Origin of the sequence: Lactococcus hircilactis, from assembly GCF_009601015.1 — a bacterium.
GTDB classification, from domain to species: Bacteria; Bacillota; Bacilli; order Lactobacillales; family Streptococcaceae; genus Lactococcus; species Lactococcus hircilactis.
Genome location: NZ_WITJ01000007.1, coordinates 125,911 through 148,035, shown reverse-complemented (window position 1 = coordinate 148,035; position 22,125 = coordinate 125,911). Strand labels below are relative to the sequence as shown.

At 37.3% G+C, this 22,125-nt stretch carries 26 protein-coding genes, 3 tRNA genes and 1 pseudogene; 5 read left to right on the top strand and 25 right to left on the bottom strand.

Going from position 1 to position 22,125, the window contains the following annotated elements; genetic code table 11:
- The 8 genes from GHI93_RS06480 to GHI93_RS06450 form a co-directional block, all read right to left on the bottom strand.
- The coding region (locus GHI93_RS06480) for a RusA family crossover junction endodeoxyribonuclease (protein ID WP_153496245.1) at positions 1–301 on the bottom strand (301 nt) is incomplete at its 3' end.
- A complete protein-coding gene (locus GHI93_RS06475) occupies positions 291–1,235 on the bottom strand; it encodes a DnaA ATPase domain-containing protein (protein WP_153496244.1) in 945 nt (314 codons plus the stop codon). The genes GHI93_RS06475 and GHI93_RS06480, both read right to left, overlap by 11 nt.
- Before the next feature lie 11 nt (positions 1,236–1,246).
- Positions 1,247–2,053 carry a conserved phage C-terminal domain-containing protein gene (locus GHI93_RS06470; protein WP_153496243.1) on the bottom strand — a complete coding sequence of 269 codons (807 nt, stop codon included), beginning with the start codon at positions 2,051–2,053 and terminating at the stop codon, positions 1,247–1,249.
- Positions 2,054–2,242: 189 nt separating this feature from the next.
- Positions 2,243–3,019, bottom strand: coding sequence for a PD-(D/E)XK nuclease-like domain-containing protein (locus GHI93_RS06465; RefSeq protein WP_153496242.1), 777 nt, complete (start codon positions 3,017–3,019; stop codon positions 2,243–2,245).
- Positions 3,019–3,915 carry a recombinase RecT gene (locus GHI93_RS06460; protein WP_153496241.1) on the bottom strand — a complete coding sequence of 299 codons (897 nt, stop codon included), beginning with the start codon at positions 3,913–3,915 and terminating at the stop codon, positions 3,019–3,021. The genes GHI93_RS06465 and GHI93_RS06460 overlap by 1 nt, the downstream gene beginning before the upstream one ends.
- A gap of 113 nt (positions 3,916–4,028) precedes the next feature.
- Positions 4,029–4,163, bottom strand: coding sequence for a hypothetical protein (locus GHI93_RS13175; protein ID WP_281347481.1), 135 nt, complete (start codon positions 4,161–4,163; stop codon positions 4,029–4,031).
- Positions 4,160–4,489: a DUF771 domain-containing protein gene (locus tag GHI93_RS06455; protein WP_153496240.1), complete on the bottom strand. Its 330-nt coding sequence runs from the start codon at positions 4,487–4,489 to the stop codon at positions 4,160–4,162. The genes GHI93_RS13175 and GHI93_RS06455 overlap by 4 nt, the downstream gene beginning before the upstream one ends.
- A gap of 121 nt (positions 4,490–4,610) precedes the next feature.
- On the bottom strand, positions 4,611–4,838 hold the full coding sequence (locus GHI93_RS06450; RefSeq protein WP_153496239.1) for a hypothetical protein: 228 nt from the start codon (positions 4,836–4,838) through the stop codon (positions 4,611–4,613).
- Positions 4,839–5,031: 193 nt separating this feature from the next.
- On the opposite strand from GHI93_RS06450, the gene GHI93_RS06445 reads away from it, so the two are divergent.
- The 3 genes from GHI93_RS06445 (at position 5,032) to GHI93_RS06435 (ending at position 7,630) form a co-directional block, all read left to right on the top strand.
- On the top strand, positions 5,032–5,778 hold the full coding sequence (locus tag GHI93_RS06445) for an XRE family transcriptional regulator (RefSeq protein WP_153496238.1): 747 nt from the start codon (positions 5,032–5,034) through the stop codon (positions 5,776–5,778).
- A gap of 56 nt (positions 5,779–5,834) precedes the next feature.
- On the top strand, positions 5,835–6,374 hold the full coding sequence (locus GHI93_RS06440) for a PH domain-containing protein (RefSeq protein ID WP_153496237.1): 540 nt from the start codon (positions 5,835–5,837) through the stop codon (positions 6,372–6,374).
- Between the two features lie 119 nt (positions 6,375–6,493).
- On the top strand, positions 6,494–7,630 hold the full coding sequence (locus GHI93_RS06435; RefSeq protein WP_153496236.1) for a tyrosine-type recombinase/integrase: 1,137 nt from the start codon (positions 6,494–6,496) through the stop codon (positions 7,628–7,630).
- Positions 7,631–7,708: 78 nt separating this feature from the next.
- On the opposite strand, the gene GHI93_RS06430 is transcribed toward GHI93_RS06435, so the two are convergent.
- From GHI93_RS06430 to tsaB, 7 genes are all read right to left on the bottom strand, one after another.
- Positions 7,709–7,780, bottom strand: a tRNA-Glu gene (locus GHI93_RS06430).
- Between the two features lie 103 nt (positions 7,781–7,883).
- Positions 7,884–8,993 carry an SLC13 family permease gene (locus tag GHI93_RS06425; protein ID WP_153496235.1) on the bottom strand — a complete coding sequence of 370 codons (1,110 nt, stop codon included), beginning with the start codon at positions 8,991–8,993 and terminating at the stop codon, positions 7,884–7,886.
- 136 nt (positions 8,994–9,129) lie between these two features.
- On the bottom strand, positions 9,130–9,336 hold the full coding sequence (locus GHI93_RS06420) for a hypothetical protein (RefSeq protein ID WP_153496234.1): 207 nt from the start codon (positions 9,334–9,336) through the stop codon (positions 9,130–9,132).
- A 21-nt stretch (positions 9,337–9,357) separates the two neighbouring features.
- Entirely contained in the window at positions 9,358–10,374 is a 1,017-nt protein-coding gene (gene tsaD, locus GHI93_RS06415; RefSeq protein WP_153496233.1) for a tRNA (adenosine(37)-N6)-threonylcarbamoyltransferase complex transferase subunit TsaD, read from the bottom strand.
- Positions 10,375–10,402: 28 nt separating this feature from the next.
- Positions 10,403–10,864 carry a ribosomal protein S18-alanine N-acetyltransferase gene (rimI, locus tag GHI93_RS06410; protein ID WP_246177048.1) on the bottom strand — a complete coding sequence of 154 codons (462 nt, stop codon included), beginning with the start codon at positions 10,862–10,864 and terminating at the stop codon, positions 10,403–10,405.
- Positions 10,851–11,417, bottom strand: coding sequence for a ribosomal protein S18-alanine N-acetyltransferase (rimI, locus tag GHI93_RS06405; protein ID WP_153496231.1), 567 nt, complete (start codon positions 11,415–11,417; stop codon positions 10,851–10,853). The genes rimI (GHI93_RS06410) and rimI (GHI93_RS06405) overlap by 14 nt, the downstream gene beginning before the upstream one ends.
- A complete protein-coding gene (tsaB, locus tag GHI93_RS06400) occupies positions 11,371–12,096 on the bottom strand; it encodes a tRNA (adenosine(37)-N6)-threonylcarbamoyltransferase complex dimerization subunit type 1 TsaB (protein WP_153496230.1) in 726 nt (241 codons plus the stop codon). The genes rimI (GHI93_RS06405) and tsaB overlap by 47 nt, the downstream gene beginning before the upstream one ends.
- Before the next feature lie 263 nt (positions 12,097–12,359).
- Here tsaB and GHI93_RS06395 point away from each other — a divergent pair, with 263 nt between their 5' ends.
- Together GHI93_RS06395 and rnjA are read left to right on the top strand one after the other, a co-directional pair.
- Positions 12,360–12,590, top strand: coding sequence for a DNA-directed RNA polymerase subunit epsilon (locus tag GHI93_RS06395; RefSeq protein ID WP_153496229.1), 231 nt, complete (start codon positions 12,360–12,362; stop codon positions 12,588–12,590).
- Between the two features lie 183 nt (positions 12,591–12,773).
- Positions 12,774–14,459, top strand: a complete 1,686-nt coding sequence (gene rnjA, locus GHI93_RS06390; RefSeq protein WP_153496228.1) for a ribonuclease J1 — start codon at positions 12,774–12,776, stop codon at positions 14,457–14,459.
- Between the two features lie 38 nt (positions 14,460–14,497).
- On the opposite strand, the gene add is transcribed toward rnjA, so the two are convergent.
- From add to GHI93_RS06345, 10 genes and pseudogenes are all read right to left on the bottom strand, one after another.
- A complete protein-coding gene (add, locus tag GHI93_RS06385; RefSeq protein ID WP_343030327.1) occupies positions 14,498–15,532 on the bottom strand; it encodes an adenosine deaminase in 1,035 nt (344 codons plus the stop codon).
- Positions 15,533–15,646: 114 nt separating this feature from the next.
- Positions 15,647–16,087, bottom strand: a complete 441-nt coding sequence (locus GHI93_RS06380) for a SprT family protein (RefSeq protein WP_153496227.1) — start codon at positions 16,085–16,087, stop codon at positions 15,647–15,649.
- A gap of 1 nt (position 16,088) precedes the next feature.
- Positions 16,089–16,520 carry a S1 RNA-binding domain-containing protein gene (locus GHI93_RS13280; RefSeq protein WP_415579506.1) on the bottom strand — a complete coding sequence of 144 codons (432 nt, stop codon included), beginning with the start codon at positions 16,518–16,520 and terminating at the stop codon, positions 16,089–16,091.
- 11 nt (positions 16,521–16,531) lie between these two features.
- Positions 16,532–18,212, bottom strand: a pseudogene (locus GHI93_RS06375) (helix-hairpin-helix domain-containing protein); the annotation flags it as partial.
- Between the two features lie 97 nt (positions 18,213–18,309).
- Positions 18,310–18,921 carry a 30S ribosomal protein S4 gene (gene rpsD, locus GHI93_RS06370; RefSeq protein ID WP_153496225.1) on the bottom strand — a complete coding sequence of 204 codons (612 nt, stop codon included), beginning with the start codon at positions 18,919–18,921 and terminating at the stop codon, positions 18,310–18,312.
- Positions 18,922–19,181: 260 nt separating this feature from the next.
- Positions 19,182–19,255 (bottom strand) — tRNA-Pro (locus tag GHI93_RS06365).
- A 3-nt stretch (positions 19,256–19,258) separates the two neighbouring features.
- A tRNA-Arg gene (locus GHI93_RS06360) sits at positions 19,259–19,332 on the bottom strand.
- Between the two features lie 88 nt (positions 19,333–19,420).
- Complete coding sequence (locus tag GHI93_RS06355; RefSeq protein WP_153496224.1) at positions 19,421–20,554, bottom strand: N-acetyldiaminopimelate deacetylase; 1,134 nt, start codon at positions 20,552–20,554, stop codon at positions 19,421–19,423.
- Positions 20,555–20,651: 97 nt separating this feature from the next.
- Entirely contained in the window at positions 20,652–21,377 is a 726-nt protein-coding gene (gene dapD, locus GHI93_RS06350) for a 2,3,4,5-tetrahydropyridine-2,6-dicarboxylate N-acetyltransferase (protein ID WP_153496223.1), read from the bottom strand.
- Positions 21,378–21,504: 127 nt separating this feature from the next.
- A complete protein-coding gene (locus GHI93_RS06345; RefSeq protein ID WP_246177047.1) occupies positions 21,505–22,125 on the bottom strand; it encodes a thiol-disulfide isomerase in 621 nt (206 codons plus the stop codon).

Sequence of the window (22,125 nt, the reverse complement as noted above, 5' to 3'; positions counted from 1 at the left end):
AATAACGCAACTTAGTCATATAGTCTTGCAAGTTCTTCATGAGATTATCTAAGTCAGGTCTTGTCGTTTTCCATTGCCACCAGCGCTTATTTTGCTTGATAGCGTAGAAGAAAGTAACGGATAACTTCAAAGGAGCATTTTTTTCAAAGCACTCTTTTGGCTTGTTCTTCATGAGATTTGCTTTAAGCTCATAATTGCTAGTTCCTCCGCGGTCATAGAATTGAAGTTTACCATTCACTTTTTTAATGCCTTTTTGCTGTTGTGTAGTTGGCATCTTTTCCAGTTCAAATTCAAACTTCATTGATTCGTCTCCGTTTATCTTTGATTCCTTCGAATATGAAAGTATTGCCGTAAGATCCTTCAAATATCCTGCTCACGAGACGTTGACCGTACATCTTGGTTAATTCCTCACCGTTGTAATTCGTTGTGAATATGGTCGTTTCACGAGCTTCTAAGACCATTGAAAGAAATTTCTCGCACCAATCACTTGCTCTTTTTACATTTCCGTTTCTGTCTTTTCCAGTCTCAGCTCCTAAATCGTCAAGAACTAAGTAATCCGCATTTGATAAAATATCACGCATTCTTTTGGTGCTGTACTTGCCTTCTTCTTCATCAAAGCTTTCTTTCATTCGTTCAAATAACTCAACAACTGAAACAAATAGCGCTGTCTTGTATTTCCCATCATTTCTAAACGTGCTATTCAGATATTCAATGATTGACATTGCAAGATGGCTCTTACCAGTCCCTGCTTTTCCTGTCATAAGCAAGTTGCCAGTCTTACCAAAACGGTAATCATTCGCAGCTTCCTGCGCAAATTTCAAAGCTTCAAGCTCTTTAGCTCCTTGAGGGATGAATGTTTCAAACGTGGCTTTCTCAATGCGCTTGTCAGAAAGAATGCTCTCACGTTTAAGCTTATCGCTTGTGTCATATTCGAGTTTTCTATTCTTCATTGCTTCAGTAGTGATTAGATTTGCAACCACATAGCCATATTCTTTCATGAAAAATAATTCAACATCATATTCATTAAGTGGGTCTGCTTTCAGCTTCTCTTTTTGGCTGATATATGTTAAGAAAGCACTCATTGAGTTGTCAATCTGTCTATCCGTCAGCATATGCTCTAAACACATACGCTCAACGATTGGATGCGATAAAATTTCAATGCGTTTTTCTTCTGCTCTAGCGCTTGCATCTGGTCTATTTTTAAAGACTATTGCATCAGATATTGATTTAAACATGTTTCCCTTTCTTAAAATGGTAAATCATCACAGTATTCCTGGCTTCCTTGCTTAGATGGTAATGCCATTTGATTCAAGTAACCATCAAACTTATTTCCAAAAAGCGTTTCAGGCCTGATATACTTTGCCATATCTGTATTTGACCACTCGTTGAATTTGATATCTATTACTTTCTTGAAGTCGTCCAACACAAATCCATCTTTTAACCTCGCTTTAATTAAATTCATAGATTTCTCCACAAATTGGAAGTTTTTACCTGTCACTTGGTTGAGGTAAGCAATAGGAATTCTGAAATTAAAGTTCTTTGGATTTCCTTTTTTGATAGATTCGATTGTTTTTTCAGATAAGTAGTCGGGAAAAATGAAATTTTCCTCGACATTATATCCTATACTCTCCTTACCTAAACTCTCCTTACCTATCCTATCCTGTGCGGACATTTGGTTGTCAATTGGTTGACATACTGCTGACATTTGGTTGTTAATGAGGTAAGACCCTTTACTATCAAGGGTTAACAAAGATTTTTCTTCTGTATATATTGTTGGCTTTTGCCTATCTTTTCTTATTTTGTTGTTTAAATTCCAATCCTTAACAACAGTAACTCCATTTGGAAACATGATGATAAATCCTTTTGTTGCTAACAATTTAAGATCATCGCTACTAGCTCCATAGGCTCTGCTTAACATTCTAGCGTTACCTATAAATCCCTCATCATCAGCTTCCATTCCTAAATCATAGTAAAGAAGTCTACTAGAAGATGGCATTTCAACAAATAGGTCACTGGTTGTTATTTCTTTGCTAAACATTCTACGTTGTGCCAAAAAAATATTCCTTTCATAATAACGGGGTTGCGGTGTTCCTGCACTCTTCTGACTTACGGCTACCGCTGTATTAAGCTCATTACATCAGCGCCCCTGACTAAATACGGTCTCTACCTCGTCCAAAAAGTAGTGGAATGTGCTTCCTCTGACCTAGCTTAAGTTTAACGAGGATTAAGCTTGCTCATGGTTTTAAATTAATTCTGTAATTGATATTGTGTGAGTGTTTAGCTTTGTAGCCTTACAATAATTGCAGCGTTCACAACGTTTTGGCTCTCTACCGTTTAATACTTCGATATATTTTTCAGAAGCCTCTTGCACCTCTAGCAGTGAATCATCTAACCATTCTTGAGGTATCGTGATACCAGAACTATCTGGAAATGTTTCTTTCGTAATAGCATAAATTACAGGTTGAATATTTTTGCCTATTTTTTCATCATCAGACTGCCTAAGAAGTTCTTGATAAATAGCCATTTGCCAAAGATATTTTCTTGATTCAATCCAGCTCACTCTTCGGTATTCAGTTTCTGACCATTCCTTATCTCTGATAGAACCTCTGATTGTTTTGATATCAATAAATATATTTCGCTCGAGATTCAAACAATCTAGGAAGCCGTGAAATTCAATTCCTTGAATTTTTCCGAAGATCTCAAGTTCTTTAACTCCTTGGTAGATTGTTTTAAATAATGGATCCTTATCAAGCGTTTGAACCATTTTCTCAGCAATTTGAAATTGAGACTTCAGACTTCCTTTTTTAGTGAACATATCTGATTCATGTTCTAACTTAAACTCTTCTAAAGCCTTATTGCTTTCGAAATATTTATGGACATAGCTTCCGGCATTCATAGCTTCAATTGTCGATGGAGAGAAAGTGGATTGTCTATCCCACTCTTCAGCCATAACCGCAACAGCTTCGGCTTCACAATCAGAGAATGCTTTTAAACTTGAGAAACTTAATCTTTTTTTCATCAGCTTTTACCCACTGGAAAGAGTTCTTCAATTACTTCTTCACCTTTTCGTTCAGTTGTTTCTTGAGTTTGAGCATCAGGTCCTTCAATAGCGTTTTGTTCTTCTGGTATTGAATCTTCAATACTAATTAATGGCTCGCTTTCTGTAACATCCGTTGGTGGCCGGGTCATATCCTCATCTTGATTATCTGCAATGATACCCATTTGCATTTCTTGACTCAACGGAACATATTTAGAAATCATTGCTTTCATCACAGTTTTTTGCGCCATAGCATCAAAATCAGTTTTCCATGGTCCGTTTCCATAGGATTTACTGAATCGTTTCCCGTGATTTATAACTTGTTCTTTGGTCCAAAATGTTACTTTTTCAAACCCATTGATTAATTTAACACTCGCAAAATACCCTTTAACTTCAGTTCCTTGAGGCTTAGTAAAGTCAATTTCTAATTCCTCGAAAAGTGGATCATAACTCACAAATTGCTCTTCATAAACAATTCCAGAATTAATATTCTTTAATTGTCCACTTCTTAGCGCCAGTTGAATTAATCCTTTGTATCCAATTTGGAACTGTGCTTCTTTATGTTTAATCCATTGATTTCCTACCTTCTCACTTCGGTTGTACGGAACAACATACGCAAAGCCTAAACTTGGTTCAATTGGTAAATCAAGAGCAGCAGCTTTCATTGCCGCAGTCATGATGCTATTTGGATCAGCTTCCTTTAATAAGTTATTGTTGCTTACAATTGTTAATAGGCTCGAAATAAAACCATTCGCCTTTTTGCCTAAAACTTCTTTAAAGCGATGTTGGACAGCCTCTGACTTCATAAAATTGTTAACATTTTGTTTTTTAGGTTCTGTACTTTCAGGATTATTTTGTATTGTTATTTGATTAGTCATGTTTGAACTTCTCCATTTCCTATTTTTGTTGAAACGTGATATAATCTAGGTATAAAAATATATAAAGATGTATCACGTCTTAGTCCGCATGCCCGTGCGGGCTTTTTTTATGTTCAAAAGTTCCAATCTGCAAGCAATTCTTTGCCTGTTTTTTGTCTGTGTTCAATGACGACATGTCCATTTGGTAGTTCCTTTACGGTTGTGATTGTGTAACCTGTGTTGTCAAAAATAAAATCTTGTGGTGTCATTTTATTTTTCCTCCGTTATATTTTGAATAAAATTCTTTTTCGATAAACTCCATCATTTCTTCATAATGAAATGACCATTTGCCGAAGTCTGGTGGATAATATACCCAGCCACCATTTTCAACAGAAAATCTTTTAATGTTAATTGGTTGTTTGAGTAATTTTGTTATAGTCGTTCTTGAGCGGTTGCTTTTTTCTTCGAAAACTTTCATTCCTACCCAACCATTATTTTGATGAACTTCATTTTTATTAAAATTTTCTAATGATTGTTCTATAATTTTTTCAATTACTTCAATTTGAAATGGAGTAAAAACCTGCTCAGCTTCCATTTTGGTTTCCTTTCTTTACTTAAATTTAACTGGATAAATTTCCATCAATTTCGCTAACATTTCGACAGGAAGATATGTTATTTTTGCGTATGGCATATTATTCTCCTTTCTTAAGTGTCTTTTAAGACACTAGTTCTTCAAAAAAAATATCAAGCATTTCATCATTTGTAAAATTCATTACTTTGCTGATAACTTTAATTTGTTGGGCTGTAAATTCAGACTCGCCACGAAGCTTTTTGTAAATTGCGGAACGTGAAACTTGTTCTCCACTTTCATTCATTTGGCTTTCTAGCCAATCAACATTTTTGCCCATTGATTTTAAACGACCAAGAAATTCATTTGATTTCATTGTTCACCTCCTTTCGTTTTCGTTGTGTCCTTTAAGACACTATTAGTATATCACTATAAAAAAACATTGTCAAGTGTTTTGTGTCTTAAAATACACTTTTTTATTAAAAAAAATATTTTTTTATTTTTATCGTCTTTTTTGTGTACTTTACGACACTTTAATGTTATAATTTAAAAAAGGAGATTTTTCAACTATGGAAAACATATTAAAAGAAAAACGGCTAGAAAAGAAGCTGACACTTGAACAGGTTGGCGAGATTGTAGGCGTTGGTAAATCCACCGTCAGAAAATGGGAAAACGGTATGATTGAAAATATGGGGAGAGATAAAATAGTTTCTCTTTCAAAAGCTCTTGGAATATCCCCGCTTGATATTTTAGGTATAGGAGATTCAGAAAATGAAACTTCTCCTATTAAAAAAGAATTAAATGATATTTTCGATTCATTAAATTCAAAACGTCAAGGAAAAGTATTAAATTTTGCAAGTGAACAGCTGAATGAGCAAAATAATAATATAATTAATATCAAGGATGTGATTAAAAAAGATAAGCTTATTCCGATTGAAACAATAGAACAAGTATCTGCAGGATTTGGCTTCCATTATGGAGAAAATGAGAAAACAATTTATTATACTTTGCGTACCGACTTACCACGCTTTGACTTCGCAACTGTAGTAACTGGTGACTCGATGGAACCTACTCTTCACGATGGAGACGTTATTCTTGTCAGACAAAACTATGATACGCCAAACGGTGGAATATTTGTAGTTGACTATGACGGAACAGCGTGGGTTAAGGAAGTAATAATTAATGATGATGAATTGATTCTTCATTCAGTTAATGAAAAATATAGCGATAGATTCTTGCCAGTTCCTCCAGAAGATGGCGGTTACTGGAACATTGTTGGAGAAGTTGTTGACTGGTTCACGCCAGAAATTATATAATTAAAAAATAATGAGCAAGTCTTGATTCTCGTTAAAAGCTATGTAGGAGGTTTATTATGGGATTATTAGAAAGTTTGAATAAAGTAGCTGACAAGGCTGCTAAAGTTGCATCTGATAAAGTTTCGGACACTACTCGTAAAGTAGATAATGCTGTTTCTGGTGCTGATTCTGGAAGTTTCTTACAAGGACTTCTGGGTAATGCAACAGCGCAAAATAATGCAGCAGCAACCGAAAAATGGGCTCATATGCTCGTTGAAAACGAACAGATAATATCATCTTACAAATTGATTCGTGATGAAATTATTGTAACTAACAATCGTCTTCTTTTCATTGATGCTCAAGGAGTTACTGGTCAGAAAAAAGCCATCACACAAATTTTTTTAGACAGCATCGTTGACGTTCAGTACACGGCAGCAGGGTTTGGATTTGATGATACTAATATGTATATTACGTACCTGACTAACCCATATTATAAAGCGTTAACAACAACTCTTTCAAAATATGAATTTTCTTTTCCTAAAAAATTAGACGTATCTGATCTTTATAGATTTTTAGTTCAACTTTCTATCGAAAATAGACAAAAAATTAACGCATAAAATGAAAAAAGCCGCCCAAGTTTGGCGACGTGGGGCGACTTAATTACAGGAGAGTATAAAACACTTCAAACGAAGGTCTTTTACTGTACTCATTTTAACAGGAAAAGGAGTAAAAATCAATGGCAAGATTTGTAAAACGTGGTAATGTTTGGCAATATGAAATATCATATAAAGACACGGATGGAAAGTATAAAAAATTAAGAAAAAGTGGTTTTTCTAAGAAATCAGAAGCTATAGCAGCTGCTGGAGAAATAGAATCAGATCTATTTAAAGGATTTAATGCAACTTCTAAAGATATTCTATTGAGCGACTATTTCGAAAAATGGATAAACACATATAAAAAAGATAAAGTATCGGACAAGACATTTAATATCTACCTATATAGCCTTAAAATAATAAATGAATACCTTGAAGGAGCGACAGTAAAAACTTTAACTCGCTCTGTATACCAAGAAAAACTTAATGCCTACTCAAGCAAGCACTCTACTTCGTCAACGAGAAAAATAAATATTCACATTCATGCTGCGCTTTCTAATTTATTAGATGAAGGAGTCATCAAAATGGACTTTACAAAAGGAGCTGTTACTATTGGAAAAGTAAAACCTAAAGATGAAGAAGATAAGTATCTTAACTTTGAAGAATTTTCAAGACTAATTCAGTTTGTTAGAGAAAAATTAAACCCACTGTATGCTACACCATTCATGGTTTATATCGCATCTCTTACTGGTATGAGATATAGTGAATTAGTTGGATTAACATGGGATAACGTTAACTTCGATAATAATTATATTAATGTTAAACGGACATGGGATTTCAAAAACAATTCATTTGCACCAACAAAAAACAAAGAGTCAATCAGAAGAATATATTTGGACGGTAATACTTTATATGAAATTAAAAAATACAAATTATCTCAAGAAAAGTTATTTAAAAAGTATAAAGTAAATCCACCTCATGACTTCGTTTTTTACAACGTAAGAGATGGTCTTGTATCAAATAGTTCAGTAAACAAACAAATTCGTAAATTATGCAAGAAATTAGAAATTAACGAAAAATTAACTTGCCATGGACTAAGACATTCACACGCTTCAATGCTTATTTTTGAGGGTATTAATATATTATATATTTCTAAAAGGCTTGGCCATAAAAGTTATAACGTGACCATGTCAACATACGCTCACGCTATTAAAGAATTGCAGGAACAAGAAAATATTAATATGAAAAAAGTTCTCGAAAAATTGAGTAGAAGTAAATAATTGAAAATATTTTGGCACAATATTGGCACAAGAAATAAAAACAACCCTTTAAACAAAGGGTTTTCTCGTGTTATTTTATAGTCCCAAGGGGAATCGAACCCCTATTTCCGGAATGAGAAACCAGTTTCCTAACCATTAGAAGATGGGACCTGAGTACCTTACTAGTCTAGCACTCTTTGACGCACTTGTCAAAAATTTAGGTAGAAAATCATCAGTTTTGAATTTTAATCCAAAAATCTCCCCCAAATTCACTTTAAATTAGGCCAAGGATGACAAGCCCAATTCCAATGAATGCAGCTAAATACAGCACATTCAATAAACTAAATCTCAAAAAGAATTTTCCTGTTGAACGGTCAGTTGAAATCATATGATATTGCCTGAGCGCTAATAAATTTGCTAAAGAAGCAATCAATGTTCCTAATCCTCCAACCGTCACTCCCAAATAAAGTGCAAAAGCTTGGGGAGTGAATTTTGACAACAAAACAGCTGCAGGAACATTACTGATCACCTGGCTAATCCCTACTGAGCTAATAAACACTGCAAAACGATTGAGCAAAGTCAGTGTCAAAAAATCATGAACCATAGGAAAGCGCCCAATCGCACCAACAATGATAAAAAAGTTCACAAAAGTAAGGATAATCCCGTAGTCAATCTGAGCATAAACTTTTTTATCTACAAAAAAAGCACAACATAAACTCGCACCTACCGCATACCCTACCGGAATCAACGAAAGCACACTAATCAAAACTACAATTGTCGTAAAGCCAAGAGCAATCCCGACTTTTTTTGAAAGAAATAGCGGCTCACTTTTGAGCTGTTCAATGCGCGCTTTTGAGAAAAAAAACGGACAAAGCACTAAAGAAATCAAACTCAAACAGCCAATCGGAAGTGACATTTGAAAAAATTTTAACAGTGGCAGATGATAATGAGAAACCAAATAAAGATTTTGAGGATTCCCAATCGGCGTCAATGCACTACCGAGATTAGCATAAATCGTTGTCAAACTGATGATAGAAATTTTTGGAATTTTAATTTTTTGATCAATACTAAAAAGAATCGGAACCAGCGTCAAAATCGCGACATCATTCGTAAATAACATTGAGCCAAAAAACGAAAACAGCAAAATCACAAAAACCATGCTCCTCATCGTCCCACATTTTTCAATGATAAGATCTGCCACGTGTTTCAAAAGATTCAAGTTCTCATAAATCGAGACTGTAATAATCAAACTTAATAAGGCAAGTACCGTTTTAATATCAATATCTGACACCTTCACTGTACCAAACATCAAAGAAAGAACAGCAAGTAAAAAAGTGACTAAAAAAGTTTTGTCGGATCCAATCCGTTTTAAAGTATTTACCATATATCCCCTAAGAAATAAATATATTTAATTAATTATCAATATTTTATCACAAAAAGTAATGATTCAACTCAAATAATACTGATTTATTTTACCCCGAACAAAAAAGATGTTGTCAGTACTGACAACACTCTTTTTCTTAATTTTCATTCATCCAATGTTCATATAATTCATTCGCTGTTCCAGAAAAATCATACTTTTCTCCATCACGCACCACTTCTAAAATGACATCTTTGTCGTCCATCGGTGGAAAGTCATCCATCATCAGGCGGATGAATTCAGAAACATCTTCAAATTCATCATCGTAAATCATTCCATTCATCATTTGAATTTTTAATGCTAACATTTTGATTTTCCCTTCATTTTCTTACAAATCCTCAAAAACCAAACTTGGTTTTGCATTCAAATCTAATCCGGAAAAATTTTGCCGTTGCCACTCAACGTATGCCGCTGCGGCTATCATTCCCGCATTGTCCCCACATAAACGAAGTGGTGGAACAATCACTTTAACGTCTGTTACATCTAATTGCAGTCGTTCTCTAAGTCCTTGATTCGCTGAAACCCCCCCTCCTACGATAAGTGTTTTTACAGGGTATTTTTCCAATGCCAACTTCGTTTTTCCAATTAAGACATCCAAAACAGCTGCTTGGAAAGAAGCCGCCAAATTGCGCAGATCATCCTTGACAAGGTCCTCTCCTTTTTGCTCTGCATGATGAACAGTATTAATAAATGCTGATTTCAAACCAGAAAATGAAAATTCAATGTCATGTGTATTCATCATTGCACGAGGAAAATGATACGTATCTTGTCCTTGATGTGCAAGTTCATCAACAGCTTTCCCTGAAGGATACGTCAAGCCCATCACCCGTCCGACTTTATCATAAGCCTCACCGACAGCATCATCTCGCGTTTCTCCGACTTTTTTATAACTTCCTTCTTTTTCTACATAAACCAACTCACTATGCCCACCAGAAACCAGTAAAGCCATTGCAGGATACTCAATCGTATCCACTAAACTTGCCGCCATTAAATGTCCTGCCATATGATTCACTGGAATTAGAGGCAATTGATTGGCCCAAGCAAATGTTTTTGCTGCCATAATCCCAATCAATAAAGCCCCCACAAGTCCTGGTCCTTGAGTTACGGCCACAGCACTTAAGTCACTAACTTCAACATTTGCTTGAAGCAGCGCTTCATCAATACATGCTGTAATCTGCTCAACATGATGACGGCTTGCGACTTCTGGAACCACTCCACCAAAGCGCTTATGGCTATTGATTTGACTTGCAATTACATTAGATAACAGCGTTGTCCCATTCTTTAAAACAGCAACGGACGTCTCATCACAAGACGTTTCAAATGCTAGAATATAATTATCTTTCATTTTTTCTTTTCTTTTCATTTTTTGCCCATCAGATTAATTTTCTCATCAAAATAGCATCTTCAACGGGGTCTTGATAATAATTTTTTCTCGTGTGATACGCTTCAAACCCCAGATTTTGATACAGTTTTTGGGCAATGACATTTGATGCCCTTACTTCTAAAAACAGCGTCGTCTCAGAGTCATTAAGCATTTCTTCTTCGCTTTGCTCTAGTATTAAAGCAAACAAGCGATGTGCAATGTTCTGCCGTTGATAAGCCTTACAAACCGCAAGGTTCGTAATTTCGATTTCATTAATGAGTTTTGTGATTGCTAAAAATCCAATAATTTTATCAGAATCGAGTGCGACATAATAATGACTGTAAGGAAGTGCTAAATCTTTTTTTAAATATTCTAAAGACCACGGTGAGTACTCATAAACAGAGGATAAAACTTCAAAAATTGCTTCTGCTGGATGCTCATGACTTGAATCTAATGCTCTAATCGTCAACATCATTTCTCAACTTTTTAATCATCCAAATCGCATCGCCACCATCTTCGTAATAACTTGGCATTAAGTGCTCTGTTTGAAAGCCATTGCGGCGATAAAGCCCTTGTGCTTTTGTATTATCTCGTCGGACTTCTAGTGTCATTTGCATTTTTCCTAAATGCTTTGATAATCGGACAATTTGTTTAATCAACGTTGTTGCAATGCCATGATTTTGATTTTTTTTGAGTACCGCAAGGTTTGAAAGATGGATCTTTTTCCCCTTATCAGTCACGCGTGCGCCAATAAACCCAACTACTTTTTGATCAATTTCAGCGACGATGAAAAAAGCATTCTCATTTTGTACGATTTCATGCTCAAAATGAGAAAAGGTCCACGGCACTTCCCCATCATAAACATCGCGTTCAATTGCAAGCATATCAACAATATCAATCCGTTGAGCAAAGCGATAAGCAACACCGTTTTGCTTATTTTCCAGCTCAATTTCATCCATTTTTAAATACCGTCTAGGATTAAATTCTTTGAACGTAGCCGCTAGCAGCGTTTTCAGCTTCTTCATGCGTTTCTAACCATCTCTCTTCTGCTTCAACTTTTTTTAAATAATGTGGTGCAAAACCGTGTGCCTCCTCTGGTTTTAAGAGGATTGCGAGCTGAGCAATTTCATAAGCAGAAGGTAAAATTGCTAAGCTATCTGTTAAAATTTGTGTGTCTAAAAAACCAGCAGCTCGAATTTGTGACGTAAAATTTTCAGTTTCTCCAGTAAAAACAACCTGATCAAGTGCTGAAACTTTTTGAGTGACTTTTGCTAGAAAATCACTGAAAACGCAGTGTTGGTCTTCGATAATCACTTGTGCATTTTGATAAACCGCAGCATAAGCATTTCCACGACGTGCGTCCATCACAGGAATGACAAAAGCATGTTCTGTTTTTACACGACTTGCAAGAGCTAATAAACTGGATACTCCAACAATTTCTTTAGCGCACGTATAAGCTAGAGTTTTTCCAACAGTCGCAGCTAAGCGAAGACCTGTATAAGAACCTGGGCCTTGTGCCACAACGATTCGATCTAAATCTTTTGGTTTCATTTCACTTTGTGCCATTAAAAAATCAATCGCAGCCAAAAGTGTCGTACTGTGGTTTTTTTTTAGATTTAATGTGATTTCACCTAAAATCTGTTCATCGCTTACTAAAGCGACAGATAAAGCTTTGGATGAACTATCTAATGCTAAAATTTTCATTTTATTCTTTTCTTTGTCTATTTAGATTTTTTGAGCAGATGCATTTTTTTATGCGCTGGCTCAATCTCTGTCTTCTATTCTACCACGCAAAAGCTCGAAGTTCCAATTTTAATCATTTGATAACGTTTACTTCGTGAAAAAAATGATTGACTCTTTCCAAAAAGCCATAAATATGCTAAAATAAAAATAATACAATTGTGATTTATCACACCAGAAAGATTGTAAAAGAAAGGAAACGAGTCTCGACTCGTTTATGATAACCTATGATTTTCAAAGTTTTTTACCAAAAAGATAAGAGCCGCGCTCCTCGTCGCGAAACCACTCAAATCATGTACCTCGACCTTGATGTTCAAGATGAAAATGCAGGCGTAATTGCAGGCCGCGAACTTCTTGCACAAAACACAGCTTATGTCGTTGAATTTATCCAAGCCTTAAGTGATGATGCTGTCGCTTACGACCAAGAGAATGGGGATTTTCAAATTACAACTTTCTAATTTTGTAAAACGGGGGTAAATTGCTTTAGATTTTTCTCAAAAGGAGGGAAATTTAAAGTTATTTTCTTGTACAAACTTTTTGTTTTCCTTGACTTATTCAGGAGTGAGCAAAACAAAAAGCATATCAAAACTGGATTTTTACAAATGTTTTAAAAACTAATTTAGTACTCAAGAAAGGAAAACATGCCAAAACAATTAAAAATAAATCCCAATGAAGTTGCCGTTTACGCGATTGGCGGACTTGGTGAAATCGGGAAAAATACTTATGGTATTGAATACAAAGATGAAATTGTCATCGTTGATGCTGGGATTAAATTTCCAGAAGATGATCTTTTAGGAGTGGATTACGTCATTCCTGATTACACTTACATTATCGAAAATATTGATCGCGTTAAGGGACTTTTTATCACTCACGGTCACGAAGATCATATCGGAGGAATTCCATTTCTTCTTAAGCAAGCAAATATCCCTGTTTATGCTGGACCTTTATCTCTTGCATTGATTCGAGGAAAACTTGAAGAACATGGTCTTTTGCGCGATGCAAAACTTTATGAAATTCATCCAGATTCTGTTATCACGTTTAATTATTTAAGTTTGAGCTTTTTTAGAACCACTCACTCTATTCCAGAGCCTATCGCTGTTGTAGTGGATACACCAGAAGGCAAAATCGTTGCGACTGGAGATTTCAAGTTTGACTTTACTCCAGTTGGAGACCCTGCTGATTTGCACGCGATGGCACGTCTTGGAGATGAGGGAGTTTTGCTCTTGCTTTCAGATTCAACGAATGCAGAGATTCCTATTTTTTCAAATTCTGAAAAAGTAGTTGGCCAAAATATCATGAAAATTTTTGAGCGAATTGAAGGACGCATTATTTTCGCCTCTTTTGCCTCAAATATTTTCCGTTTACAACAGGCTATTGATGGAGCAGTTAAAACGGGACGTCACGTGGTTGTTTTTGGACGGTCAATGGAAAAAGCGATTGTTAATGGATTGGAATTAGGTTATTTACACGCACCAAAAGGGACGATCATTGACCCAAGTGAAATCAATCAATATCCAAGTCATGAACTTGTCATCATGTGTACTGGATCACAAGGTGAGCCGATGGCAGCACTTTCTCGCATCGCAAATGGAATGCACCGACACATCACGCTTCAAATGGGGGATACGGTTGTCTTTTCATCCAATGCCATTCCAGGAAATACTTATGGGGTTAATCAATTAATCAATAAGATTTCAGAAGCAGGTGCTGAGGTAATTTATGGAAAAATGAACAATATCCATACGTCTGGTCACGGGGGGCAACAGGAGCAAAAACTCATGCTTCGTTTGATTAAACCCAAATATTTTATGCCTGTTCACGGAGAATATCGGATGCTTAAAATCCACGCTGGACTCGCTCAAGATGTTGGTGTGCCAAAGGAAAATTGTTTCATTCATGAAAATGGTGATGTGCTTGCATTAACAGCAAATAGTGCGCGCTATGCGGATCATTTTGGTGCTGCTGATACTTATGTGGATGGTTCTGGCATTGGAGACGTCGGAAATGCCGTTTTACACGATCGTCATGAATTATCAGAAGATGGGATTGTTCTTGCGGTTGCAACTGTTGATTTCCAAAACAAAACTGTCCTTGCTGGACCTGATTTGCTGAGTCGTGGGTTTATTTATATGCGTGAATCTGGAGATTTGATTCGTTCAGGACAGCGTGTTTTATTCAATGCGATTCGTGAAGCAATGCAAGATGAAAATGCAAATGAAGCAAGTGTCGCACGTGCGATGCGCGAAGCACTTAGTCCATTTTTATACAAACAAACGGAGCGTGAACCATTGGTTGTTCCAATGATCATGACTCCTGATAAAAAATGAACTTAGATGCTTGATTAAATAAAAATCTCTGAATTGAATTATTCAGAGATTTTTTTATATGCAGCCTTAAATTGAGCATGCAAGTTTTCTTTTTCTAGTGGACTGATAAACGCCCCTTCAATCGCATAATGATTCACTTGCTCAAAATCCTTTATTTTAAAATCAGGATACCATGTTGAAATTTTTTTGTATTCTTTTTGGAGCGTTGTATTTGATACGGTACGATTGTCCGTGTTGAGGGTCACTCTTACTCCTGCATCGTACAATTTTTTAAACGGATAGGCTTCAAGAGTTTCGATTGCTTTGGTTTGAAAATTACTCGTTGGAGCCATCTCCAATACAATTTTTTGATCAATCAAGTGTTGCAATTCTTTTGATGAGAAATCACGTGCGCAAACACCATGTCCTAATCGTGTTGCTCCAAAAGTGATGCTATCACGCATGTTTTGTGAGCAATGAGGACATTCTCCTGCGTGTAATGTTAGCTGAACATGTCGTGAAGTGATTTGCTTGAGGAGGGGTTCAAAAATTCGCATTGGATAATTGAATTCATCTCCTGCTAAATCAAAACCAACCAGATGTTCATTGGGGAGATGGTCAAACAATGCAGGGAGTTTTTCAAGCTGTGCTATTTTTTCTTGTTTCAATCCACAAATCAAGAGATTGATTTTCAAATCAAACTGCTGCTGTGCGCTTTGACATCCTTCAAGAACAGCTTCAACAGCTTCTTCTAAGGTCAAATTTCCTTTGAGATGTTGCATGGGCGCAAAACGAATCTCAATGTACTTCACCTGATCTTTTGAGGCTTGCTGTGCGACATCAAAAGTGGCGTATGTTAAATTTTGAGCACTTTGAAGGAGCGGCAATACAAAATCAAAGCGTTTTAAATATTCAAGTAATGTTTTTGTCGTTTCGGGTGCTTGCGCATTTTCGAGGATTTCAGCGTCTGTCAACGGGAGCCATATCTGATCATTTTTTGCTAACTGTTTGATACATTGTACACTGAGGGAGCCATCTAAATGACAATGAAGTTCGACTTTGGGCATTTTTGCGATAATTTTTGGATCAATCACTTTATCTCCTTAATTTTTGGACTTCGCGCACTGGTTTTACTCTAATCCTATTTTTAGTATGCTTATCATCATACTTTATTTTTCACAAAAATGCAAAAAGAAGCCTTGCTTCTTTTATTGATTTAAGTTCAATTTTCCATGACATCTTCCGCAGCGGTACTTTTTGGGATCTATTTTCCTTTGTCGAGGATAAATACTGCCGCAATTTTCACAGACATAGCGCCATTTAGGACGCGTGAGTGCTGGTGCATAGCGCAGTCCTCCAACAGCTTTAAGCAATTGTTTGAATTCAGCGTCTTGATGATGATACCCTCTTTTTTGAATGTAGAGGTGATAATGTGTCAATTCATGCAAAATAATTTTGTCAAATTCTGGGAGTTGTGCCATTTTAGGGTTAAAATCTAAATGGCAATCTTTTGGAAAAAATCTTCCACCGGTGGTTCGTAATCGACTGTTAAAACTGGCTTTATGTGTAAAAGCGCGATTAAATTTTTCCAGAGACAACCACTTTACATGTGCTGTTAATGCTTCATTTGAAAAGGGAAACTGGGTCATTTTATTTTTGTGCTTTTCTAGGATCAACGAGGGTTAAGTTAATTTTACCACGTTTGATGTCAACAGATTTGACCCAAGTTGTCACGATTTGTCCAACTGAAACAATTTCGGTTGGATTTTTGACAAATTTTTCACTCAAGTCTGAGACGTGAGCAAGTCCGTCATCATGCAATCCAATGTCAATAAATACTCCAAAATCGACCACATTTCTGACTACACCTTCTAATTCTTGACCTATTTTGAGGTCAATCATTTTTAAGATGTCTTGGCGTAAAAGCGGTGCATCAAAATTTTCTCGTAAATCTCGTCCTGGTTTGATCAGATCAGTGATGATGTCTAATAATGTTTCATGTCCAACAGCTAATTTTTCTGTCAGTACTGACAAATCACTTTCTGTCAGCGCTGACAGCTTTTCAACTTCAAATGTTTCCAAAATCGCTTGTGCAACAGGGTAAGATTCTGGGTGAACTCCGGTATTATCAAGCATGTTTTTTCCTTCTGGGATGCGAAGAAATCCTGCTGCTTGTTCAAACGCTTTCGCTCCTAAGCGAGGGACTTTTTTTAGCTCTGATCGACTGCTAATCGCGCCATTTTCATCGCGGTAAGTCACGACATTTTGTGCGAGCGTTTTGTTTAATCCAGCGACGTGTGCAAGCAGACTTGGACTTGCGGTATTGACATTGACGCCGACTTGGTTTACGACAGTTTCAACAACGAAATCCAGATTTTCTGTCAATTTTTTTTCGGAAACATCATGCTGATATTGTCCTACTCCAATCGCTTTAGGTTCGATTTTGACAAGTTCTGCGAGCGGATCTTGAAGACGTCTTGCAATTGAAATCGCAGAACGTTTTTCGACAGTCAACTCTGGAAATTCTTCGCGCGCAAGCTCACTTGCAGAATAAACAGAAGCACCAGCTTCACTGACAATGACGTAAAAAACATCTTGCATGGCATTTGTTTTCAGAACCTCAGAAACGAATGCTTCGGATTCGCGACTTGCAGTGCCATTTCCAATCGCAATCATATTGACGCCAAAATCATGAATGAGTGAGGCGAGTTCTTTTTTTGATTGCTCAATTTGTGATGCTGAGGCTGGTTTTACGGGATGAATCACGGTCGTTTTGAGCAATTTTCCTGTTTCATCGACAATGGCAAGCTTGGCTCCCGTGCGAAATGCAGGGTCAAATCCCATGACAATGCGCCCTTTTAACGGGGGAACAAGCAAGAGATTTTTGAGATTTTCACCAAAAATCTCAATTGCTGAATCTTCAGCTTTTTCGGTTAATTCTGCTCGAATCACGCGTTCCATCGCGGGAAGCATTTTTTTCTTAACTGCTTCACGAATGGCGGTTTGCAGATATGGATTTTGATGTGCCTTAAAACGTGATGCAAAAAAGCGCAAAATTTTATCTTCATTATTGTCAAATTTCACAGATAAAATCCCTAATTTTTCACCACGATTGAGTGCTAAAACACGGTGATTAGGCAAATCAGTAATTTTTTCTGAGAAATCATAATACATCAAAAAAGTTTGTTTTTCATCGTTAGCTTCTCCTTTTTTCGAACTTGTCAACGCACTATTGGCTTTGATTTCAGAAAGTAGCCATGCGCGCAAAGGAGCCGCTTCAGCAATCATCTCAACCAAAATGTCCAAGGCTCCAGCAATGACTTTGTCAGTACTGACAAAAACATCTGTCAGGTACTGTTGTGCTTGAGTTTCAATATCAGAGGTATTTTTGACCATCTGTTCTGCAAGTTCAAACAAGCCATTTTCCCGCGCAATCGTTGCTTTTGTGCGTCGTTTTTCTTTATAAGGCAAATATAAATCTTCGACTTCTGACAGCTTTTGCGCTGCTTCGATTTGTTGTTTCAGTGCTGGTGTCAACTTTTCTTGCGCTTCTATTTTTGTCAGTACTGACAGTTTTCGATCGGCAAGTTTTGTCAAGCTATCGTTGGTGTCGATGATACTTTTGATTTGAACTTCATCAAGTGATCCTGTCCTGTCCTTTCGGTAACGTGCGATGAACGGCACAGTATTGCCGTCAGCAGTAAGCTCAAGCACTTTTTCAACTTGTGAAACCTTAATATTGAGTAATTCTGCAATTTTTGTCTTATTTTCCATAACACTCTTTCAATTTTTGATGATGCAGCAAAATTTGCTAACACTCTATTTTACCATTTTTTGGGAACAAAAAAACACTCCAAAGAGTGTTTAGTCATTACATCATTTTGTTGTAGAATTCGACGATCAATGCTTCGTTGATTTCTGGGTTGATTTCATCGCGTTCTGGAAGGCGAACTAATGTTCCTTCAAGTTTTTCAGCATCAAAATTAACAAAATTAGCACGTCCTTTTGTTGCTTCAACAGCTTCAAGGATTGCAGGAACTTTGATTGATTTTTCACGTACTGAAATCACTTGACCAGGTTGTACGCGATATGAAGGGATATCAACGCGTTTTCCGTCAACAAGGATGTGACCATGGTTGACAAATTGACGTGCTTGACGACGTGTCGTTGCAAGACCAAGACGGTAAACAACGTTATCAAGACGTTGTTCAAGCAATGTCATGAAGTTGAACCCAATTGTTCCTTCTTTAATTTTTGTAGCTTGTACGTATAAGTTACGGAATTGACGTTCTGAAAGGCCATAGCTGAAACGAAGTTTTTGTTTTTCAGCCAATTGAAGACCATATTCAGAAAGTTTTGAGCGGTTGTTTGGACCGTGTTGTCCTGGAACGTAATTCCGACGTGCAAGTTCTTTACCAGAACCTGTAAGTGAGATACCGTAGCGGCGTGATTGTTTCCATGATGGACCAGTGTAACGTGACATTTAAAATGTTCTCCTCTAATTTTTTTTTGAGGCATATCTTGACAGCCTTGAATTCGTTCATTTTCCCTTCGCCTTACAGCTTCGGTTACTTCCATTGGGTAAAACGGAAAAATGTTGACGAGCTTTCTAGCTGACTGCTATACTCAACCCTACCATTTTATCAAAAAAGTAATCGTTTGTCAAGAACGTTTTGAGCCAAGTGTTTTTATTAAACGATAGTCTTCGAAAAGAAAAAATCGTCTCATAAGACGATCCATATATCGGGAAGACAGGATTCGAACCTGCGACACCTTGGTCCCAAACCAAGTACTCTACCAAGCTGAGCTACTTCCCGTTATGCAAGCAGTAGGATTCGAACCTACAACCGTCTGATTCGTAGTCAGATACTCTATCCAGTTGAGCCATGCCTGCAAGACGTTTATTTCAAACGACTTAATTATTATACCAAACAGCCTTTAATTTTGCAAGAATTTATGATTTATTATTGAAATATATGAAATCAATGTTCAGCTTTGACTTTATGCGCTAAAAAGAGTGCAATATTTTCCACTGCAAAATGAAGTGCTGCTTCATTTGGTGTCATTTTGTTGGAATGGAGCGCGTAAGGACTGTCAATGCCAAGCCAAAACATTACACCAGGAATTTTTGAGAGGAGATAGCCAAAATCCTCTCCTGTCATCGCAGGCGCGATATCAATCAGATGGACTGCTGGTAATTTTTCAAAGAAATCCATTAATTCACGCGCTAAACGTGGCTGATTTTCAACGGGGAGATAACCTCCTTGTATAATTTTAACATCCAACTCCATTTTAAAGGATTGTGCGACACCGTTTGCAATCTCAAGCACGCGTTTTTTCGTGAATTCGAGCACATCAAGCGTCAATGCGCGGATGGTTCCGTGCAGATAAGCTGTTTCTGAGATAATATTATTTGTTGATCCAGCATGCATTTCCCCAAACGTCACAACAGCAGAGCCCAGTGGATCAGTATTGCGTGACACGATCGTTTGTACTTGTGTGATAAAATAACTTGCTGCAACCAACGCATCATTTGCCTCGTGTGGAAATGCCGCATGTCCACTCTTGCCTTTAAATGTCAACTCAACCTCGCAAGTTCCAGCAAAAAGGGTGTGCGTATTCGTGGCAATATCGCCAACTTTAAGATCAGGACGCACATGAAGTCCGTAAAACTCATCTGGTTTCCAATCCCCAAAAGCATCTTCATCATACATGAGTTTCCCGCCCGCTTCATTTTCTTCAGCAGGTTGAAAGAGAAAAAGAAGGTTTTCGACAGGCTGAGTCTTACTTAACTGCTCCAAAAGTCCTAGCGCAACGGTCATGTGAATGTCGTGTCCACAAGCGTGCATCTTGCCATTTTTGCTAGAAAAATCAAGCCCTGTCTCTTCTTTTACTGGCAGTGCATCAATATCCGTGCGCCAGCCAATGGTTTTTGTCGGATTTGACCCGTGCAAAAAGACCAAAATCCCTGTACGCCAAGTTTTAAGTGAAATAAAATTTTTGTCAGTACTGACAGCTTGAATCTGTGCTAAAAGATATTTTTGCGTTTCATGTTCTTGTAAGCCGATTTCTGGAATTTGATGCAGGTGTCGGCGGATTTTGATGAGGTTAAGCATGTGATCTCCCATTCATTTCATTGAAGAAAAACTGCGTATGATTCACCAAAAAAACTGATGAAGCATCGGATTATCTTAGTCTTATTTTGATGTTATTTTATAAATTTCTCAGTGCATCTTCAAGCGCTGTTTTTTGTGCAGTTTTTTCATCAATCTGCTTGATCATGCGCGCTGGAACACCTGCAACGACAACATTTTCTGGGACATCTTCTGTCACAATCGCACCTGCCGCAACAACGGAGCCGTTGCCGACTTGTACCCCTTCAATTACTACTGCATTCGCACCGACAAGGACATTGTCCCCAATCCGTACTGGCTCAGCGCTTGCGGGCTCAATGACACCGGCAAGTACCGCGCCTGCCCCGATGTGACTGTGTTTTCCGACCGTCGCACGACCGCCAAGCACCGCACCCATATCAATCATAGTGTCCTCACCAATCTCAGCACCAATATTGATAATTGCCCCCATCATGATGACAGCATTATCCCCGATTGTGACTTGATCGCGAATGATTGCTCCTGGTTCAATCCGAGCATTGATGGCACGCGTGTCAAGTAGTGGAACCGCTGAATTTCTACCGTCATACTCAACAATATAGTCTTGATTTTCTGTCAGTGCTGACAAAAGCGGTTGAATCTTCGACCAGTCACCAGCAAGTGTGCCGTAGGGTTGAAGCGTCGCATTTGTCACAATATGAAAGACGTCCTCTGGTACTTTCCCGTGTAAGTGTCCTTTATACGTCACTTTAACAGTGGTTTTCTTTTCAGAATTCCCGATAAATGCGATAATCTCTTGTGCAGATAATTTTTGTGCTTGTGTCATTTTTTTCTCCTCTAACTTATCAACTCTCATTTTCTGATTATTTCAGGATTGCTTTTGTATTTTCTCCCACAATTTTGTGAGCACGCGGATAAAAAATCGTCATGATTTTTGAGATGTGCTTGAGTGCTCAAGCATTCAAAAAATCAGATAAAGCTTGCGTTTTTTTATCAAATTTTTCAAAAGCCCCATCGTCTTTTATTTTGATCAATGTCGGTACTGTCACAACATCATATTCCTTACGCATGGCTTGAAGTTTTGCAACAAGATCTGTATTTTCTGTGTCAACATAATAAGCGTTTTTTAAATCAAACGCTGTGAGCTCTTGAACAAATGCTCGCGTCCAGGGACACGTCACCCGTCCAAATAAGACAATCGCACCTGTTGTCAGTGCTGACAGCTTTTTATCAGGGCTGACAACCGTGAAATCACGCAGTGCCTCAAAATAAGCCTGCCGTTTTTCGCTGCTATATGGCTCATTGATCCATTGTCCAATCACTAAAATCGTATCCCCCTCAGGTGCAATAAAACTAAACAGATAACGTCCATCAACCAAAGCTACGGGATTTGAAACTTTAAGTCCAAGTGCGGTGACTTTATCTAAAATATCATCCACATAGCTAACGCAAATACTAACCGTTTGTGCCTCATGCACTACTGCTTCATTGAGCGCAACTTCATCTTCTAATCCCAACTCCTGCCAGAAAATCTCAGCATTTTCAAGACTATTCACATTTAATGTAATCATCAT

Bases quoted from the DNA above. Each gene is read 5' to 3' on its own strand.
- GHI93_RS06475 (WP_153496244.1), bottom strand. From the start codon at position 1,235: ATGTTTAAATCAATATCTGATGCAATAGTCTTTAAAAATAGACCAGAT.
- GHI93_RS06465 (WP_153496242.1), bottom strand. From the start codon at position 3,019: ATGAAAAAAAGATTAAGTTTCTCAAGTTTAAAAGCATTCTCTGATTGT.
- GHI93_RS06460 (WP_153496241.1), bottom strand. From the start codon at position 3,915: ATGACTAATCAAATAACAATACAAAATAATCCTGAAAGTACAGAACCT.
- GHI93_RS13175 (WP_281347481.1), bottom strand. From the start codon at position 4,163: ATGACACCACAAGATTTTATTTTTGACAACACAGGTTACACAATCACA.
- GHI93_RS06455 (WP_153496240.1), bottom strand. From the start codon at position 4,489: ATGGAAGCTGAGCAGGTTTTTACTCCATTTCAAATTGAAGTAATTGAA.
- GHI93_RS06450 (WP_153496239.1), bottom strand. From the start codon at position 4,838: ATGAAATCAAATGAATTTCTTGGTCGTTTAAAATCAATGGGCAAAAAT.
- GHI93_RS06445 (WP_153496238.1), top strand. From the start codon at position 5,032: ATGGAAAACATATTAAAAGAAAAACGGCTAGAAAAGAAGCTGACACTT.
- GHI93_RS06440 (WP_153496237.1), top strand. From the start codon at position 5,835: ATGGGATTATTAGAAAGTTTGAATAAAGTAGCTGACAAGGCTGCTAAA.
- GHI93_RS06435 (WP_153496236.1), top strand. From the start codon at position 6,494: ATGGCAAGATTTGTAAAACGTGGTAATGTTTGGCAATATGAAATATCA.
- GHI93_RS06425 (WP_153496235.1), bottom strand. From the start codon at position 8,993: ATGGTAAATACTTTAAAACGGATTGGATCCGACAAAACTTTTTTAGTC.
- GHI93_RS06420 (WP_153496234.1), bottom strand. From the start codon at position 9,336: ATGTTAGCATTAAAAATTCAAATGATGAATGGAATGATTTACGATGAT.
- tsaD (WP_153496233.1), bottom strand. From the start codon at position 10,374: ATGAAAGATAATTATATTCTAGCATTTGAAACGTCTTGTGATGAGACG.
- rimI (WP_246177048.1), bottom strand. From the start codon at position 10,864: ATGTTGACGATTAGAGCATTAGATTCAAGTCATGAGCATCCAGCAGAA.
- rimI (WP_153496231.1), bottom strand. From the start codon at position 11,417: ATGAAGAAGCTGAAAACGCTGCTAGCGGCTACGTTCAAAGAATTTAAT.
- tsaB (WP_153496230.1), bottom strand. From the start codon at position 12,096: ATGAAAATTTTAGCATTAGATAGTTCATCCAAAGCTTTATCTGTCGCT.
- GHI93_RS06395 (WP_153496229.1), top strand. From the start codon at position 12,360: ATGATTTTCAAAGTTTTTTACCAAAAAGATAAGAGCCGCGCTCCTCGT.
- rnjA (WP_153496228.1), top strand. From the start codon at position 12,774: ATGCCAAAACAATTAAAAATAAATCCCAATGAAGTTGCCGTTTACGCG.
- GHI93_RS06380 (WP_153496227.1), bottom strand. From the start codon at position 16,087: ATGACCCAGTTTCCCTTTTCAAATGAAGCATTAACAGCACATGTAAAG.
- rpsD (WP_153496225.1), bottom strand. From the start codon at position 18,921: ATGTCACGTTACACTGGTCCATCATGGAAACAATCACGCCGCTACGGT.
- GHI93_RS06355 (WP_153496224.1), bottom strand. From the start codon at position 20,554: ATGCTTAACCTCATCAAAATCCGCCGACACCTGCATCAAATTCCAGAA.
- dapD (WP_153496223.1), bottom strand. From the start codon at position 21,377: ATGACACAAGCACAAAAATTATCTGCACAAGAGATTATCGCATTTATC.
- GHI93_RS06345 (WP_246177047.1), bottom strand. From the start codon at position 22,125: ATGATGATTACATTAAATGTGAATAGTCTTGAAAATGCTGAGATTTTC.